This window comes from Pseudonocardia sp. WMMC193, assembly GCF_021728735.1.
GTDB classification, from domain to species: Bacteria; Actinomycetota; Actinomycetes; order Mycobacteriales; family Pseudonocardiaceae; genus Pseudonocardia; species Pseudonocardia oroxyli.
In genome coordinates this window covers 5,612,915-5,628,970 of sequence record NZ_JAKKDO010000003.1, presented here as the reverse complement: position 1 = coordinate 5,628,970, position 16,056 = coordinate 5,612,915, and the positions used below count along the sequence as shown (strand labels likewise).

Genomic DNA, 16,056 nt, shown 5'->3' with positions numbered 1-16,056 from the left:
CGGTCAGCCGTCGTGCGAGTCGTGCCCGGCGTCGTGGTGGCCCGCGTCGTGGGACTCGGACTCGGCCGCCGCCTCGTGGTGGCTCGCCTCGTAGGAGGAGCTGTCGCTCTCGTGCGAGGTGGGCGCCGCGAAGGACTCGTGCTGCGGCTCGGGCGCGCTCTCGTGCTGGACCGTGTGGACCGGCTCGGGGGCGGGCTCGTCGTGCGTCACGGGGGCCGGGGCGGCGAAGTGCTCCGTCGCGTGCTCCTCGTGGGCCGGGGCGGCGAAGTGCGCGGCCGGGGCCGGGACGTCCTGGGCGAAGGCGTCCCCGTGGTCCGCCGGGGCGGCCGCGGCCGGGACGTCGTTGGCGAAGGCGTCCCCGTGGTCGACCTGCGTGGGGCCGGTGACCTGGGTGGCCCCGCCGCCCGCGGGCTCGACCTGGACGGGACCGGTGACCTGGGTCGGGCCGCCGTCGGCCGCCTCGACCTGGACCGGACCGGTGACCTGAGTGGCCCCGCCGTCGTGGTCCCCGACCTGCACCGGGCCGGTGACCTGCGTGCCGCCGTCGTGGCCCGCACCGACCTGGACCGGACCGGTGACCTGAGTGGCCCCGCCGTCCGCCGCACCCACCTGCACCGGGCCGGTCACCTGAACCGGACCATCGCCCGCCGGGCCCACCTGCACGGGGCCGGTGACCTGAACCGGACCGTCACCCGCCGGGCCCACCTGCACGGGGCCGGTGACCTGAACCGGACCGTCACCCGCCGGGCCCACCTGCACCGGGCCGGTCACCTGGGTCGCGCCGCCGTCCGCCGCACCGACCTGCACGGGCCCAGTGACCTGCGTGCCGCCGTCGTGGCCCGCACCGACCTGGACCGGACCGGTCACCTGAGTGGCCCCGCCGTCCGCCGCACCCACCTGCACCGGACCGGTCACCTGAACCGGACCATCGCCCGCCGGGCCCACCTGCACGGGGCCGGTGACCTGAACCGGACCGTCACCCGCCGCGCCGACCTGCACCGGGCCGGTCACCTGGGTCGCGCCGCCGGCCGCCGCACCGACCTGCACGGGCCCGGTGACCTGGGTACCGCCGTGCCCGCCGCCGACCTGGACCGGGCCGGTCACCTGGGTGGCCCCGCCGGCCTCGCCGACCTGGACCGGGCCCGTGACCTGCACCGGCTCGCCCGCCGAGCCGACCTGCACCGGACCGGTGACCTGGACGGGGTTCCCGTCCGCGCCGACCTGGACCGGGCCGGTGACCTGCACCGGGCCGCCGTCGTGCCCGCCGACCTGCACCGGGCCGGTGACCTGCACCGGCTCGCCCGCCGACCCGACCTGCACCGGACCGGTGACCTGGACGGGGTTCCCGTCCGCGCCGACCTGGACCGGGCCGGTGACCTGCGTGCCACCCGTGCCGCCGCCGACCTGCACGGGGCCGGTGACCTGCGTCCCGCCGCCCGCGGCCGGGCCGACCTGGACCGGGCCGGTCACCTGCGTGCCGCCTGCACCCTCGCCGACCTGCACCGGGCCGGTGACCTGCACGGGCTCGCCCTCGGCGCCGACCTGCACGGGCCCCGTGACCTGCACCGGGTTCCCATCCGCACCCACCTGCACCGGCCCCGTGACCTGCACCGGGTTCCCATCCGCACCCACCTGCACCGGCCCCGTGACCTGCACCGGGTTCCCATCCGCACCCACCTGCACCGGCCCCGTGACCTGCACCGGGTTCCCATCCGCACCCACCTGCACCGGCCCCGTGACCTGCACCGGGTTCCCATCCGCACCCACCTGCACCGGCCCCGTGACCTGCACCGGGTTCCCATCCGCACCCACCTGCACCGGGCCCGTGACCTGCACCGGGCCGCCCTCGTGCCCGCCGACCTGCACGGGGCCGGTGACCTGCACCGGGCCGCCGTCGGAGGCACCGACCTGGACCGGGCCCGTGACCTGCGTGCCGCCCCCGTGGCCGCCGCCGACCTGGACCGGACCGGTGACCTGCAGGGACTCCTGCGCCCCGGTGACCATGACCGGGCCGGTGACCTGCGCGGCCGCCTCGCTCGCCGACGCCGCCGCGTTGGCGGGGGCGACCTGGGTGGGGCCGGTGACCTGGGTGGCACCGGTGCCGCCGTCCCGCCCGACCTGCACCGGGCCGGTGACCTGGACCGGCTGACCGTCCGCGCCGATCTGCACGGGGCCGGTGACCTGCACCGGGTCCCCGACCCGACCGACCTGCACGGGCCCGGTGACCTGCACGGCCTCGCCGGACTCGCCGACCTGCACCGGCCCCGTGACCTGCGTGGCCCCGCCGGTCTCACCGACCTGCACGGGCCCCGTGACCTGCACCGGACCCCCGTCCGCCGCACCCACCTGCACCGGGCCGGTGACCTGCGTGCCGCCGTCGTGCCCGCCGCCGACCTGCACCGGACCGGTCACCTGGGTGGCCCCGCCGTCCGCGGCACCCACCTGCACCGGACCGGTGACCTGCGTGCCACCGTCGTGCCCGCCGCCGACCTGCACCGGCCCGGTCACCTGCACCGGACCCCCGTCCGCCGCACCCACCTGCACCGGGCCGGTCACCTGCGTACCGCCCTCGTGCCCGCCGCCGACCTGCACCGGGCCGGTCACCTGCACCGGACCCCCGTCCGCCGCACCCACCTGCACCGGCCCAGTGACCTGCGTACCGCCGTCGTGCCCGCCGCCGACCTGGACCGGGCCGGTGACCTGCGTGGCCCCGCCCTCGTGGTCCCCGACCTGGACCGGGCCCGTGACCTGGGTGGGCCCGCCGTCGGCCGCCTCGACCTGTACCGGGCCGGTGACCTGGATGCCGTTGTCGTGGGTGCTCATGTCGTTCACATCTCCCTCGTGGCCCGTTCCGTGGGCCGTGTGCTCGCTGTGGTCGTCCTGGTGTCCGTGCTCGACGTCGTCCGCCCAACCGGGCCCGTCCGCCTCGAAACCCGCCGCCCCGCCGGGGAGTACCGCTCCGGGCTCCCGCGCCGTGTCGGCGTACCGGTGGTCGAAGAGGAAGACGGGGCCCACCGGGGCGGGCTCGTCGGCGCCGTCTCGACCGAAGATCGTGAACGGCTCTCCCTGACTGTCGCCGGTCCAATCGACCAGGTCCCCGTCGTCGAAGAAGGGCGAGCCGTGCCCCTGTTCCTGCGCCATGTCGCTCGCCCGTCCGTACTCGGTTCCCGTGGTCTCGGCGGGCCGTCCGGAGTGCCCGTCCTGCCGATGACCAGAAGTCAACAGCGACGGCCACCCGGGTAGGAGAGCAATCGCTACTCAAAACTCCCCCGAGGATCTCCCGGCGTTACTCCCCGGAGCTCGGAAAAGGGCATTCACCTGCGGAGATGCGACGCCGCCGCTGTCGAACCACACGGCCCGAGGTCGTCGGGAGGCCCTGGTGCGCGGCCGCCCACGGAACGCCGCGGAGCTCGGCCTCGCGGCCGCCCGTCGGGGAAGATCACCGTTTCCGTGCGCTCAGTGCTGCCGCCACAGCACTCGTTGCACGCGACTCGCGATCACGCAGCACTGAGCGCACGAAACGTGCGACCTCGCAGCGCTGCACACGACGGCGGCCGCCCCCGTTCGGGAGCGGCCGCTGTCGTCGGGTCCGGGGAGGCTCAGCCCTCCACGGTCAGCCCGCTCGCGCGGGCCTCGTCGATCTCCTCGGCGCGCTGTTCCTCCGCCAGGCGGGTGAGCTCCGCGCCGGCGTCCGAGTCCCGGGTGAGGTTCTCCCCGGTGGCCGGGTCGAAGACGTGGACCTTGCGGGCGTCGAGCCAGAACTCCGCCTCGCGGCCCGCGCGGATCCGGCTGGTGGAGTCGATCGACACCACGGCCTGGGTCCGCAGCGCCTCGGAGTCCAGCTCCCGGGACAGCTCCTTGAGCTGCTCGACGACCTCCTCGGGCGCCTCGTACGGGATGTAGGCGAACTGGCTGTCCCCCAGCCACTCCGTCACGTCGACGCGGGCGCGGAAGGTGGAGCCGTAGGGCTTCTTGGCCTCGTCCACGAGCGACGCGTCGTCGAAGGCCTCGGGCCGGATGCCCACCAGGACCAGGTCCCGGTCCCCGATGTCCGCGCCCCGCTTCGGGTCGAGCGCGATGTCCCCGAACGGGGTGGCCAGGGTCCCGTTGCGCAGCTTGGCCGGCAGGAAGTTCATCGGCGGGGAGCCGATGAACCCGGCGACGAACAGGTTGACGGGCTGCTCGTACAGCTCCCGCGGCGACGCCACCTGCTGGATCACGCCCCTGCGCAGCACGCAGACCCGGTCGCCGAGGGTCATGGCCTCGGTCTGATCGTGCGTGACGTAGATGGTGGTGATGCCCAGCCGCCGCTGCAGCCGCGCGATCTCCGTGCGCATCTGGCCGCGCAGCTTGGCGTCCAGGTTGGACAGCGGCTCGTCGAAGAGGAACGCGTCCGCGTCCCGCACGATCGCCCGGCCCATCGCGACCCGCTGGCGCTGGCCGCCGGAGAGGTTGGCGGGCTTGCGATCCAGGTGCTCGTGCAGCTCGAGGACGTCTGCGGCGGCCCGGACCTTCTCCTGCACCTCCGCCTCGGGCGTCTTCGCCAGCCGGAGCGGGAACGCGATGTTCTCGAACACCGACAGGTGCGGGTAGAGCGCGTAGTTCTGGAACACCATGGACAGGTTGCGCTCGCGCGGGGCCTTGTCGTTGACGCGCGTCCCGCCGATGATCATGTCCCCGGAGGTGATGTCCTCCAGGCCGACGACCATGCGCAGCAGCGTCGACTTCCCGCAGCCGGACGGGCCGACCAGGATCATGAACTCGCCGTCGGCGATGTCCAGGCTGACGTCGTTGACCGCCGGGAAGCCGTCACCGTACTTCTTGACGATGTTCTTCATCTCCACGGATGCCATAGCTCAGCCCTTCACAGCGCCGTTGGTGAGGCCGGAGACGATCCGGCGTTGGAAGATCAGGACCAGGATGATCACCGGGATGGTGACGACGACCGCGGCCGCCGCCGTCGCCCCCGTCGGGTCCTCGAACTGCGAGGCCCCCGAGAACAGCCCCAGCGCCGCGGGCACCGGTCTGGCCGCGCTGGTCGAGGTGAGCGAGATGCCGTAGACGAAGTCGTTCCAGGCCAGGAAGAACGCCAGGATCGCCGTGGTGAACACACCGGGCGCCGCCAGCGGCACGATGACCTTGCGGAAGGCCTGCCACGAGGTGGCCCCGTCGACCTGGGCCGCCTGCTCCATCTCCCACGGGATCTCGCGGAAGAAGGCCGACATCGTCCAGATGGACAGCGGCAGGGTCAGCGACAGGTACGGGATGATCAGGCCGGGCCAGGTGTCGTAGAGCCCGATCAGCCGCCACAGGTTGAACAGCGGCGTGACGATCGAGATGACCGGGAAGATCGCCACCGCCAGCGCCGTGGACAGGATCAGCTTCTTGCCCTTGAAGTCCAGCCGCGCGATGGCGTACGCGGCGAACATGGACAGGATGCACGCCAGGAACGTGGCGATCAGGCAGATGCCGAACGAGTTGCGCAGCGCGGGCAGGAAGAGCGCGGCCGCGTCACCGGTGAGGATCTGGGAGTAGTTCGCCCAGGTGAACACGGTGGGCAGGAACTGCCCGTTGGCGATGTCGGCGGGGGCCTTGAACGACAGCGACACGATCCAGGCGATCGGGAACAGCGCGTACAGCACGATGACGACGCCGGCGACGATCCACCAGTTGCGTTCCTTCGCAGACATCTACTTCTCCCCCCGTGCCTGGCTCAGGTCCACCTTGAAGCCCTTGATGAACCCGAACGCGATGAGCACCACGGCGATGAACAACAGCACCGACACCGCCGAGCCCAGCCCGACTTCCAACCGGGCGATCGTCTGGCGGTAGGCGAGGAAGGACACCGACTCGGTGCCGTTCGCCCCCGCCGTCATGACGAAGATGGAGTCGAAGACGCGGAAGGCGTCCAGCGTGCGGAACAGCAGCGCGACCATGATGGCCGCCTTCATGTTCGGGATGGTGACCTTCCACATCCGCTGCCACCAGGAGGCGCCGTCGACCTTGGCGGCCTCCTGCAGCACGTCCGGCACCTGGGCCAGGCCCGCCAGGATCAGCAGCGAGATGAAGGGGGTGGTCTTCCAGATCTCGGCCAGGCAGATCACCAGGATGGAGCTGCCGAAGGAGCCGAACCAGTCCGTGTCCGCGGAGATCCCGGGGATCCAGGAGAACCACGAGTTCACGAAGCCGGAGTTCAGGTCGAAGGCGAACTGCCACGCGAAGGCCGAGACGACCGTGATGATGGCGTAGGGCAGCAGGATCGCCGCCCGCACCACCGGCCGGATGGACTTCAGCGCGTTGGCCATGACGAGCGCGAGCAGGAACCCGAGGATCAGCTCCACGACGACGGTGATCACCGTGATCAGCACGGTGACCCCGATGGACTGCCACCAGATGGCGTCGCTGAGCACCACGCCGTAGTTGTTCAGCCCCACGAACCGGCGGTTCTCCGGGTCGGTGAGCCGGTAGGCGAACAGCGACTGGTAGACGGCCTGGCCGATGGGATACGCCGTGACCAGCAGCATCACCGCGAAGGCGGGCCCGGCGAGCATCCACCCCAGCCGCTGCTCGCCCCGGGCGCGGTCGGACGCACCCGTCGGCGGAGCGGTGGCGGGGGGCGCCGTGGTGGTCGGCGGAACGGTGGTGGTCACAGCAGCTGCCTCCCCGAGAGGACCGCCTGGATGAGCGCGGTCGCGTCGGCGCCGGTCGCAGGCGAGACGGATGCGGGCGGGTGGTACTCGCGCTGGATGCTGCCGGAGACCTCGCTGTAGTACGGGGTCTGCGGCCGCGGGGCGGCGAGCTGGAGGGACTCCTCGATGGTCGGTGCCATGGGGAAGTCCGCGAGGACCTCGGGGTCGCTGAACACCGACGAGCGCGAGGCCGGGTTGCCGTTGGTGAGGAAGTACTCCTTCTGGTTCTGCGTCGAGGTGATGCACTCGGTGGCCTCGTAGGCCAGGTCCGGGTGCCTGCTGAACGCGCCGACGCCCAGGTTGATGCCGCCGTACGGCGGGGCGGCGGGCTTGTCCGCGTCGACCCGCGGGTAGATCGTCCAGCCGTAGTCGTCCACGACGGACTGCTGGAGCGTGCCGCCCTCGACGCCGCTCTTCGCCTTGCTCCACACGAACGGCCAGTTGACCATCCAGCCCGCGGTGCCCGCCTCGAACGCGGCGACGCTCTCGTCCTCACCGGCGGTGGAGAAGGCCGCGCCCTCGCGGCCGCTCTTGGCGAAATCGCTCATGACCTGCGCCGCGCGCTGGCCCGCCGGGCTGTCGAGCCCGAGCTGGATCTGCGTCGGGTCCGTGGAGTTCTGCGCGATGACCGCACCGCCCGCGGAGGAGATCAGGGCGTTGAACCACACCGTCAGCGACTCGGCGCGCCTGCCCTGGGCCGCGATGTTCGTGTTCGCCTTCTCGGCGGCCTGGATCAGCTGGTCCCAGGTGACCGGCTGCGACATGTCGATGCCCGCGGCGGCCGCGGCGGACTTCTTGTACCAGAGCAGCTGGGTGTTGGCCCAGAACGGCACCGTCACCAGCTTGCCGTCCCAGGTCGCGCCGTCGATCGCACTCTGGACGGTGCCCTCGGTGACCCGCGCCGCGACGTCCGGCGGGATCGGGGCCAGGAACCCGGCCTGCGCGTACTCCGGGATGTAGGGCGGGTCGAGGCTCATGATGTCGATCGAGGTGTCGTTCGCCGCGAGCCTGCGGACCAGCTGCTGGCGCTGCTCGGACGACTCGCGGGGGAGCACCGAGACCGCGATCGAGTAGCGGCCGTTCGCCGCGGCCGTGCACTTCTGGGCGATGGTGGCCTGGCCACCGTCGTCCGGGTTCGTGTACCAGGTCAGGACGGGGGGTCCCGACTCACCGGAACCGCACGCCGCGAGACCGCCCACCGCCACCACGGCGAGTGCGGCCGCGGCGAGGCGGCTCCTCCAGGGGCGTCGCATGAATCGACCTCCGTTGGTCGGTGGGCAGGCTGGAAGCGCTTCCAGCGGTCACTGTGGGCACAGACGTCGGCAGTGTCAAGAGTCACACGAACGCTAGAGCAGACGAGGACATCCGGCGCGTCGATCCCACAATCGGCGACCGCATCGTTATGCAAGCGCTTCCGATCGGGGCCTATGCTGCGCCCGTGTCCGCACCGATGGAGCGCGCGGTCAACCTCGCCGACGTGGCCCGACTCGCCGGGGTCTCCCCGGCCACGGCGTCGCGCGCGCTGGGCGGGCATCCGCACGTCGCGGCGGCCACCCGCGAGCGCGTCCGGCGGGTCGCCGACGAGCTGTCCTATGTGGTCTCGCCCGACGCGTCGCGGCTCGCGGGCGGCCGGACCGGGCGCGTCGCGGCGCTGGTCCCGCACCTCGAACGGTGGTATTTCGCGGCCCTGCTCGACGGGCTCGCGGGCGCCCTGCGCAGCGCGGGCCTGGACCTGCTCGTCCACTGTGTCGGCGGTGCCGCGGACCGCGCCGAGCAGCTGCAGCGGATGCCCGGACGCCGGGTCGTCGACGCCGTCGTCGCGCTGGCCTTCGAGGTCGACGCGTGGGAGGGCACGGACGTCACCCTGGTCACCGTGGGCGGCGCGGCCAGCACCGTCCCGTTCGTGACCATCGACGACCTGGCCGCGGGGCGCCAGGCCATGGACCACCTGATCCACCTGGGACACCGGCGCATCGCGATGATCGAGGCACTCGACCCGGACCAGCGCGGCGAGGAGCCGGTGGGCAGGCGGCTCGCCTACGAGCAGGCCCTCGAGCAGGCGGGCCTGCCGCAGGAGCAGGACCTGGTGGCCACCGTGGACTGGGGCGGCGCCGAGGGGGCGGACGCCATGGCCCGCCTGCTCGGGCTCCGCCACCCGCCGACGGCGGTCTACGCCCACAGCGACGAGGTGGCGCTGGGGGCTATCCGGACCCTGCGCCGGGCCGGGCTGCGGATCCCCGCAGACGTCTCGGTGATCGGGATCGACGACCACCCCCTCGCCGAGCTCACCGACCTGACCACGGTGCGCCAACCGGTCCGCGAGCAGGGGGCGCTGGCCGGGCACATGGTCGCGACCGCGCTGTCCGGCGGGGACCCCGGCCCGGGCATCGTGCTCCCGACCCAGCTCGTGGTCCGCGGCAGCACCGCACCCCCACGGGAGGAGCGCCGATGAGTGCCCCGGAGATCATCCTGCGCGACCTGACGCCGGGGCTGCTCGCGCTGCCCTGGGACCGGCCGCTGGGCGAGTGGAGCCCGGCGGAGGTCCCGCTCGTCGACGTCTCGGTGGGGCCGAGCCGCCACCTCGTCCGGTTCGTCGAGACCGACGGGCGGCGCTGGGCGCTCAAGGAGCTGCCGCACCGGATCGCGCGCCGCGAGTTCACCGTGCTGCGCCGGATGGAGGACGAGGAGCTGCCCGCCGTGCGGCCCGCGGGCGTCGTCTACCAGCCCGACGACACGGCCATCCTGGTCACCCGCTTCCTCGAGGGCTCGTGGCAGTACCGGCGGCTGTTCATGCGCCTGCCCCCGAACCGGCCCGCCCACCGCGCCCGGCTGTTCGACGCGATGGCGGGGCTGCTGGTGGAGCTGCACCGGCACGGGATCTTCTGGGGCGACTGCTCGCTGGCCAACACCCTGTTCATGCGGGACGGCCAGCTCCTGCAGGCGTTCATGGTGGACGCCGAGACCAGCGAGATCCATCCGTCGCTGTCCGACGGCCAGCGGCAGTTCGACCTGGACATCCTGGTGGAGAACGTGGCGGGCGGCATGATCGACCTGGCCGAGCGGCTCGACCGGCCGCCGGAGATCCATCCCCAGCTGATGGCCGAGGCGTTCGCGATCCCGGAGCGGTACGAGGCGCTGTGGTCGGCGCTGAACGCGGCGCCGACGTTCTCCTTCGGCGACCGCTACCGCATCGAGGGCAAGATCCGCGAGCTGAACGAGCTGGGTTTCGCCGTCGAGGAGGTCAAGCTGCAACCCGCGGGGGACGCCCCGGACAAGGTCACGATGCAGGTCGGCGTGGGCGACCGCCGGTTCCACGCGCGCAGGCTGCAGGAGCTGACCGGCCTGGACGTCGGCGAGGGGCAGGCCTCGGTGCTGCTCGGCGACCTGGAGGCGCACCGGGCCTGGCTGTGCAGGCGGGACGGCCGCGACCCCTCCGACGCCGAGACCGCGGCGAGCTGGCTGGAGACCTGCTTCCGCCCCGGCTGCCGACGCGCCCACCAGGCGGTCGGTGGGGTGGGCTCCCCGGTCCAGGCCTACTGCGACCTCCTCGAGGTCCGCTGGATCCTCTCCGAACGCGAGGGTGCGGACGTCGGGGACGCCCGGTCGCTGGCCGCTCTCGCGGGCCGCGCCCCCCGCGACTCCGCCGCCCGCGCCGCGGTGGTCGAGCCGAGCACGGGCTGGTTCTCGGTGCCCGAGTAGGCCCTGCCGCGCAGGAACCGGACCGCGGCGCGGTAGGCGGGCTCCACCCAGTAGTCGGAGTGCCCCTCCTGGCGCGGCCGCCGGATCGCCGTCGTGTGCGGCGTGCCGGGGATCGGGCCGCCGACGGGGTCCGTGGCGCGCCACAGGTTGACCCACCGGCCCTCGACCCGGCGGCACACGGCCGCGGTCGCACCCTCGTCCACCTGCGACGGGAAGAACTCCGCGTAGAGCCGCTGCCAGGGTGACCCGTAGCTGAGCAGGGCCACGTGCGCACGATCGCCGGGGGTCTCCGCGTCGAGCAGCAGCGCCGCGTTCGCGATCACCGCGCCCTGGCTGTGCGGCGCGAGCAGCACGGTGCCCTCCGCGCGGATCCGCGCCACGAGCCGGGGCACCGCCCGGTCGGAGTAGGTGGGCGGGGCGAGCGGGTGGAACCAGCGCGGCCAGAAGGTGCCGACGTCCCACAGCACCCCGACCCCGCGCCGCACCCCCTGGTGGCGCAGGCCCAGGTAGATGCGGCCCAGGATCGCCGCGGTGGGCAGCACCACGGCGACGGCGAGGCAGAACTCCGCGAACGTCGGCGGCGGCACGTCGATGCCGGCGAACCGCAGGCTGCGCCCGGTCCGCACCGCCCACCCGACGACGGCGGCCACCAGGGCCCCACCCACCGACGCGGCGACGAACCACGCGGTGCCGCGCTCCGCCACCAGCACGCTCGCGACCGCGACCAGGGGCACCACCAGCGCGAGCACGACGGCCAGGCCGAACCCCCACGGCAGGTCCGCGACGTCCGCACCGCGGAACACCTGCACGATCACCAGCGCCGTCAGGACCAGTCCGATCCCGCCGAGCGCGGCGGTCAGCCACGAGGCCCGCGCGGTCAGCGCGGGCACGGCGGGGACGCCGCGGGCCCGCAGGACGAGCCACCGCGCCGCCGCGACCAGCACGAGGGCGGCGAGGCTCGTCGTCACGGCGACGGCGAGCCAGTCCACGAACCGGTCCACCACCGGCGGGAAGTCCCCGATCCCGCCGACCAGCCCGGCCGCGCGGCTGATCACCCCGGCCCCGAACTCCGCTCCGATGCTCGCCGCGAGCAGGAGGACCGCGCCCGGGGTGGCCAGGCGGCACCCGCCCCGGTCGACCGCGGTGAGCGCCACCACCAGCGCGACGACCGCGAGGGTCACCCACACCGCCGACCCGCGCAGCGCGGGCAGGGTCGCCCACTGCCGCACCAGCGGCTCGGACCAGCCGAGCGGCACGGCCGCGGCGAGCAGCACCGCGGCGACCGCGGGCCAGACGACGACCGTGCGGACGAGCCGGAAGGCCAGGGCCGCACCCGGGTCGCCCTCCTCGTCGAGCTCACGGGTGGCCGGCGCGTCGCGGCCCCGGCGCAGGCCGATCCACCCGAGCAGGACGAGCACGCCGACCAGGGTGAGCAGGGCGAGGGCCAGGGTGAGTGTGCGCAGCCACGGCAGCGAGGTCCCGCCGACCGGCCAGGCCGTGAGGAGCGCGATCACGGCGAGCCCGGTGGCCAGGTGCAGCCTGCGGAGCGCGACGTTGATCGCGCCGCTGTTCCACAGCAGCCACTGGGCCCGGGTCAGGAACCCGATGCCCACCGGGTCCCGCGGCCGCCTCCACTGCTCGCCGAGCGCGGCCCACCGCGCGCGCAGGCTCGGTCGCGACCCGGGCGCGAGCTCCTCGGGTTTGGGCCGGATCCGGGTCAGGGCGACGAGCACGCCGAAGACCGCCGCCGTGCCGAGCGGCCCCAGCGCGACGACCCACAGTGGACTGCCGTCGGCCCGGTACCACCACTGCCACGCGACCAGGTCGGCCACGACCAGCTGCACCGACACCACGAAGACGACGGTGACGAGCAGCCCCGTCAGCCGCACGAGCAGGGTGGTCCAGCGCAGGCGCCCGGTCCGCAGCGCGGCCGGCGCCCCGGCCTCGGGCGGCCCGTCCGGTGTGCGGCCAGCCACCATCCACCCCGCGAGGTTCGCGATCATGAACGGGAGGAGCAGCAGGTAGAAGGCCTGGTACCAGCGCCCCGAGGTCAACGAGCTCCACGACCAGGCCCGCACCCGCCCGTCCCGGCGCGGGGCCCGCCAGAGCGTGATCTGGTCCACCGTGGACGGCCGCGGAGACACTCCGACGTCCCACGTCCGCCCGGCGCCGGGGTCCCCGCCCGGCCCGTCGACCCACACCGCGCCGAGCTGCAGCATCGCCTCCGGCGGCGTTCCCGCCACCCCGTGCACGCGCAGCTCGTGCGCGTCCTCACCCGTGGTCACCGGCATCACCGTAGGAGGCGACGAGCCGTCCGGGGGATACCGCACCGCGCAACGAACATGTTCGTCACGAACATGTTCGTGTAGAGTCGGGGCCATGCCCACCAGCCGCCGCGACCGCCCCGCCAAACCGCCGCTCACCCGCGCGGGCATCGTCGCGGCCGCGACCGCGATCGTGCGGTCCGAGGGTCTGGCCAAGGTCACGATGCGGCGCCTGGCCCAGGAGCTGGACACGGGCGCGGCCTCGCTCTACGTCTACGTCTCCGACACCGACGAGCTGCACGCCGCGGTGCTCGACGAGCTGCTCGGCGACGCGCTCCGGCAGCCGCGGCCCGGCCCGACCGGCTCGTGGGAGGACGGGGTCGAGCAGCTGCTGGCCGCCTACGCGGACGTCCTGCTCGCCCATCCCTCGCTGGCCCGCTCGGCCCTCACCGCCTGGCCGCACGGACCGCACTACCTGGCGCTGATCGACTCCCTGCTCGGGCTCATGCGGGGCGGCGGCGTCCGGCCCGAGCGGGCCGCGTGGGGAGTCGACCTGCTCCTGCTGCACGTCGCGGCCTCGGCGGCCGAGCACGCCGCACGCCGGAGCGACGAGGCCGTCGAGCGGGACCGGCACGCCCTGTCCCGGGAGGTCCGGGAGAGCGGGCTGCCCCACGTCCGAGCCCTGGCGGGGCCGCTGCTGTCCGGCAGCCCGGCCGCCCGCCGCTCCTGGGCCGTGCGCGCCCTGCTGCGCGGCATCACATCCACGGAGGTCCCCGAATGAAGATCCTGATCGTCGGCGCCGGACTCGGCGGCCTCACGCTCGCCGCCGTCCTGCGCCGCCACGGCATCCACCCCACGGTCGTCGAGCTCGAGGCGGGCCGGGACGCCCGCACCCAGGGCGGCATGCTCGACCTGCACGAGGAGTCCGGGCAGGCCGCGCTGCGCGCGGCCGGGCTCCATGCCGCCTTCCTGGCCAAGGTCCTGAGCGGCGGCGACGCGACCCGGGTGCTGGACCGGCACGGCGTCGTCCGCTACACCGACGACGGCGACGGGCAGCGCCCGGAGATCGACCGCGGCGACCTGCGGGACCTCCTCCTCGACGCGCTGCCGGACGGGACCGTCCGCTGGGGACGCAAGGTCGTGCACGTCGAGCCCGGGCTCGTCCGGTTCGCCGACGGCACCGCGGAGACCGCCGACCTGATCGTCGGCGCGGACGGCGCCTGGTCCCGGGTCCGCCCCGTGCTCTCCGCGGCGACGCCCGCCTACACCGGGGTCAGCTTCGTCGAGGCGGACCTGCGCGAACCCCGGGACGTGGTCGGGGCGGGCAGCCTGATGGCCCTGGGCGAGCGCAAGGCCTTCCTCGCCCACCGGGAGAGCGACGGCGGGAACCACGTCTACGTCGCCGTCACCGCCCCGGTGGACTGGCTGGACACGATCGACTTCACCGACCCCACCGCGGCGAAGGCGGCCGTGCTCAGCCGGTTCGAGGGCTGGGCGGACGAGCTGCGGGCCCTGGTCGCCGAGGCGGACGGGCCGTTGGTCCCCCGCCGCGTCCACGCCCTGCCGGTGGGCCATCGCTGGGACCCGGTGCCCGGGGTGACCCTGCTCGGGGACGCCGCGCACGTGATGAGCCCGTTCGCGGGCGAGGGCGCCAACCTCGCCATGCTCGACGGTGCGGAGCTCGGGCGCGCCCTGGTCGAGGACATCCCGCTCCGCACCTACGAGGAGGAGCTGTTCGCCCGCGCCGCGCAGGCCGCCGCGGAGTCCGCGGCGGGCCTGGAGCTGGTGCTGGCGGACGACGCCCCCGAGGGGCTGGTCCGGTTCTTCAGCACCGGGCCGCAGCCGACTGCCTGATCGCCACCCGGTCGGGCTTGCCCTGCTCGGTGAGCGGGATCGCGACCATCGGCACCACCTGCAGGGAGGCCGCGACGGCCTCGCCGTACCGCGCGGCCACGGCGGCGCGGCAGTCCGCCACGTCGACCGCCCCGCCCGGCCACGCCTGCGCCGCGGCGATCCGCACGCCCGTCTCGGGATCGGCGACCAGCACGGCGTACCGGACGCTCGGCAGGCGACAGAGCGTGTCCTGCAGCTCGACCGGGGTCACGGCGCCGAGCTCGCCGATGTCGGACCGCCTGCCGAGGATGCGCAGCATGTCCTCCTCGTCGAGGCAGCCGTAGTCGCCGGTGCGGTACCAGCCGTCGACGAAGTGCTCCGCCTCCTCGACCGGCCGGTTCGTGTACCCCTGCGCCATGGCGGGCGAGCGGACCTCGATCGCGCCCGCCCGCCGGTCGAGCGTGCCGTCGGCGGCGCGGAACCGGACGCCCACCCCCGGCACGATCCGCCCGGCGCACCAGAACCGGGAGGGCCGGTCGTGCTCGGCGGGCGGGAGCGCGGACACGATGCCGATCTCGCTGGCCCCGTAGGTGTGCATCACGACCGGGCCCAGCATCCGCCGCGCCCGCTGCCGCAGCACGGGCGCCGCCATCGCGCCGATGTGGGTCACGGCCTGCAGGGACGACAGGTCGGCCGCGGCGACGCCGGGGTGGTCCATCAGCCCGAACAGCTGCGGTTCCACGAGGAACAGGTGCGTGATCCGCTCCCGGGCGACCGCGGCGAGGGTGGCCTCGGGCTCGTAGTGGTCCTGCAGGACGACCAGTCCGCCCCCGAGCAGGGTCTGGTCGACCAGGACCTGCGTGAGGTAGGCGAGCTTGCCGTTCGCCAGCTGCCTGCGGGCCGGGTCCGGCGGCGTCGCGGTCATCGCCGAGTAGCGCGCGAAGTCCCGACGGCTGCCCTTGGGCACCCCGGTCGTCCCGCCGGAGGAGATCAGCACCGCGAGGTCCGCGGGCCGGGCGCGGCACTGCAGCGGGGCGTCGGACTCGGGCGCGGCGAGCTCGTCGAGCCGCAGTCCGACACCGGCCCCGACGGACGCGACGACCGCGTCCACCGGCGGCAGCAGGTCGGCCGTCTCCGGGAAGACCACCACCAGCCGCGGCGCGAACTGCGCGATCATCGCCGCGCGCCGCTGCGGGTCCGGCGGCACCGAGAGGTAGCAGGCCGCGGCGCCGATCAGGTGCGCCGCGTAGCGGACGGCGAGCGCCTCGGGCGTGTTCGGGGCGAGCAGGGCGACGAGGTCCCCCCGCCCGATCCCCAGCCCGTCGAGCGCGCGGGCGGTGCGCCGGATCTCGGCGAGCAGGGCGGCACCGGTCGTGTCGGTGCCCTCGTGGCGCAGGACGGGCCGGTCGCCCGCCTGCGCCAGGACCTCCACCAGGTCCTCGATGTAGGTGGTCATGGGGACACCGTGCACCGGGCCGCTCCAACCGTCGTCCAACCGGGCTTCCCCAACGGACCAGTCCGATTCCGCTGGGTCATCACGTCCTGACCGCTGTGGGTGAACATCCCCGCGG

General features: G+C 74.1%; 10 protein-coding genes. 4 read left to right on the top strand and 6 right to left on the bottom strand.

Annotation, left to right across the window (positions count from 1 at the left end):
* Positions 1-3: 3 nt before the first annotated feature.
* The 5 genes from L3X23_RS28885 to L3X23_RS28865 form a co-directional block, all read right to left on the bottom strand.
* A complete protein-coding gene (locus tag L3X23_RS28885; RefSeq protein WP_237196128.1) occupies positions 4-3,141 on the bottom strand; it encodes a hypothetical protein in 3,138 nt (1,045 codons plus the stop codon).
* Between the two features lie 458 nt (positions 3,142-3,599).
* A complete protein-coding gene (locus L3X23_RS28880; protein WP_237196125.1) occupies positions 3,600-4,853 on the bottom strand; it encodes an ABC transporter ATP-binding protein in 1,254 nt (417 codons plus the stop codon).
* Between the two features lie 3 nt (positions 4,854-4,856).
* Positions 4,857-5,690: a carbohydrate ABC transporter permease gene (locus L3X23_RS28875; RefSeq protein ID WP_093082837.1), complete on the bottom strand. Its 834-nt coding sequence runs from the start codon at positions 5,688-5,690 to the stop codon at positions 4,857-4,859.
* Entirely contained in the window at positions 5,691-6,650 is a 960-nt protein-coding gene (locus L3X23_RS28870; protein WP_237196123.1) for a carbohydrate ABC transporter permease, read from the bottom strand.
* Positions 6,647-7,942, bottom strand: coding sequence for an extracellular solute-binding protein (locus tag L3X23_RS28865; RefSeq protein ID WP_237196121.1), 1,296 nt, complete (start codon positions 7,940-7,942; stop codon positions 6,647-6,649). Before L3X23_RS28865 ends, L3X23_RS28870 begins: the two co-directional genes overlap by 4 nt.
* A 185-nt stretch (positions 7,943-8,127) precedes the next feature.
* On the opposite strand from L3X23_RS28865, the gene L3X23_RS28860 reads away from it, so the two are divergent.
* From L3X23_RS28860 to L3X23_RS28845, 4 genes are all read left to right on the top strand, one after another.
* Complete coding sequence (locus tag L3X23_RS28860) at positions 8,128-9,141, top strand: LacI family DNA-binding transcriptional regulator (RefSeq protein WP_237196119.1); 1,014 nt, start codon at positions 8,128-8,130, stop codon at positions 9,139-9,141.
* Entirely contained in the window at positions 9,138-10,388 is a 1,251-nt protein-coding gene (locus L3X23_RS28855; protein WP_237196117.1) for a DUF4032 domain-containing protein, read from the top strand. The genes L3X23_RS28860 and L3X23_RS28855 overlap by 4 nt, the downstream gene beginning before the upstream one ends.
* 2,379 nt (positions 10,389-12,767) lie before the next feature.
* Entirely contained in the window at positions 12,768-13,433 is a 666-nt protein-coding gene (locus L3X23_RS28850; protein WP_237196115.1) for a TetR/AcrR family transcriptional regulator, read from the top strand.
* Positions 13,430-14,506, top strand: a complete 1,077-nt coding sequence (locus L3X23_RS28845; protein WP_237196113.1) for an NAD(P)/FAD-dependent oxidoreductase — start codon at positions 13,430-13,432, stop codon at positions 14,504-14,506. The genes L3X23_RS28850 and L3X23_RS28845 overlap by 4 nt, the downstream gene beginning before the upstream one ends.
* Here L3X23_RS28845 and L3X23_RS28840 read toward each other — a convergent pair.
* A complete protein-coding gene (locus L3X23_RS28840) occupies positions 14,478-15,941 on the bottom strand; it encodes a class I adenylate-forming enzyme family protein (protein WP_237196111.1) in 1,464 nt (487 codons plus the stop codon). The genes L3X23_RS28845 and L3X23_RS28840 overlap by 29 nt on opposite strands.
* Positions 15,942-16,056: the final 115 nt, after the last annotated feature.

Excerpts from the sequence above, each read along its gene's own strand:
- L3X23_RS28885 (WP_237196128.1), bottom strand. The coding sequence starts at position 3,141 with ATGGCGCAGGAACAGGGGCACGGCTCGCCCTTCTTCGACGACGGGGAC.
- L3X23_RS28880 (WP_237196125.1), bottom strand. The coding sequence starts at position 4,853 with ATGGCATCCGTGGAGATGAAGAACATCGTCAAGAAGTACGGTGACGGC.
- L3X23_RS28875 (WP_093082837.1), bottom strand. The coding sequence starts at position 5,690 with ATGTCTGCGAAGGAACGCAACTGGTGGATCGTCGCCGGCGTCGTCATC.
- L3X23_RS28865 (WP_237196121.1), bottom strand. The coding sequence starts at position 7,942 with ATGCGACGCCCCTGGAGGAGCCGCCTCGCCGCGGCCGCACTCGCCGTG.
- L3X23_RS28855 (WP_237196117.1), top strand. The coding sequence starts at position 9,138 with ATGAGTGCCCCGGAGATCATCCTGCGCGACCTGACGCCGGGGCTGCTC.
- L3X23_RS28850 (WP_237196115.1), top strand. The coding sequence starts at position 12,768 with ATGCCCACCAGCCGCCGCGACCGCCCCGCCAAACCGCCGCTCACCCGC.
- L3X23_RS28845 (WP_237196113.1), top strand. The coding sequence starts at position 13,430 with ATGAAGATCCTGATCGTCGGCGCCGGACTCGGCGGCCTCACGCTCGCC.
- L3X23_RS28840 (WP_237196111.1), bottom strand. The coding sequence starts at position 15,941 with ATGACCACCTACATCGAGGACCTGGTGGAGGTCCTGGCGCAGGCGGGC.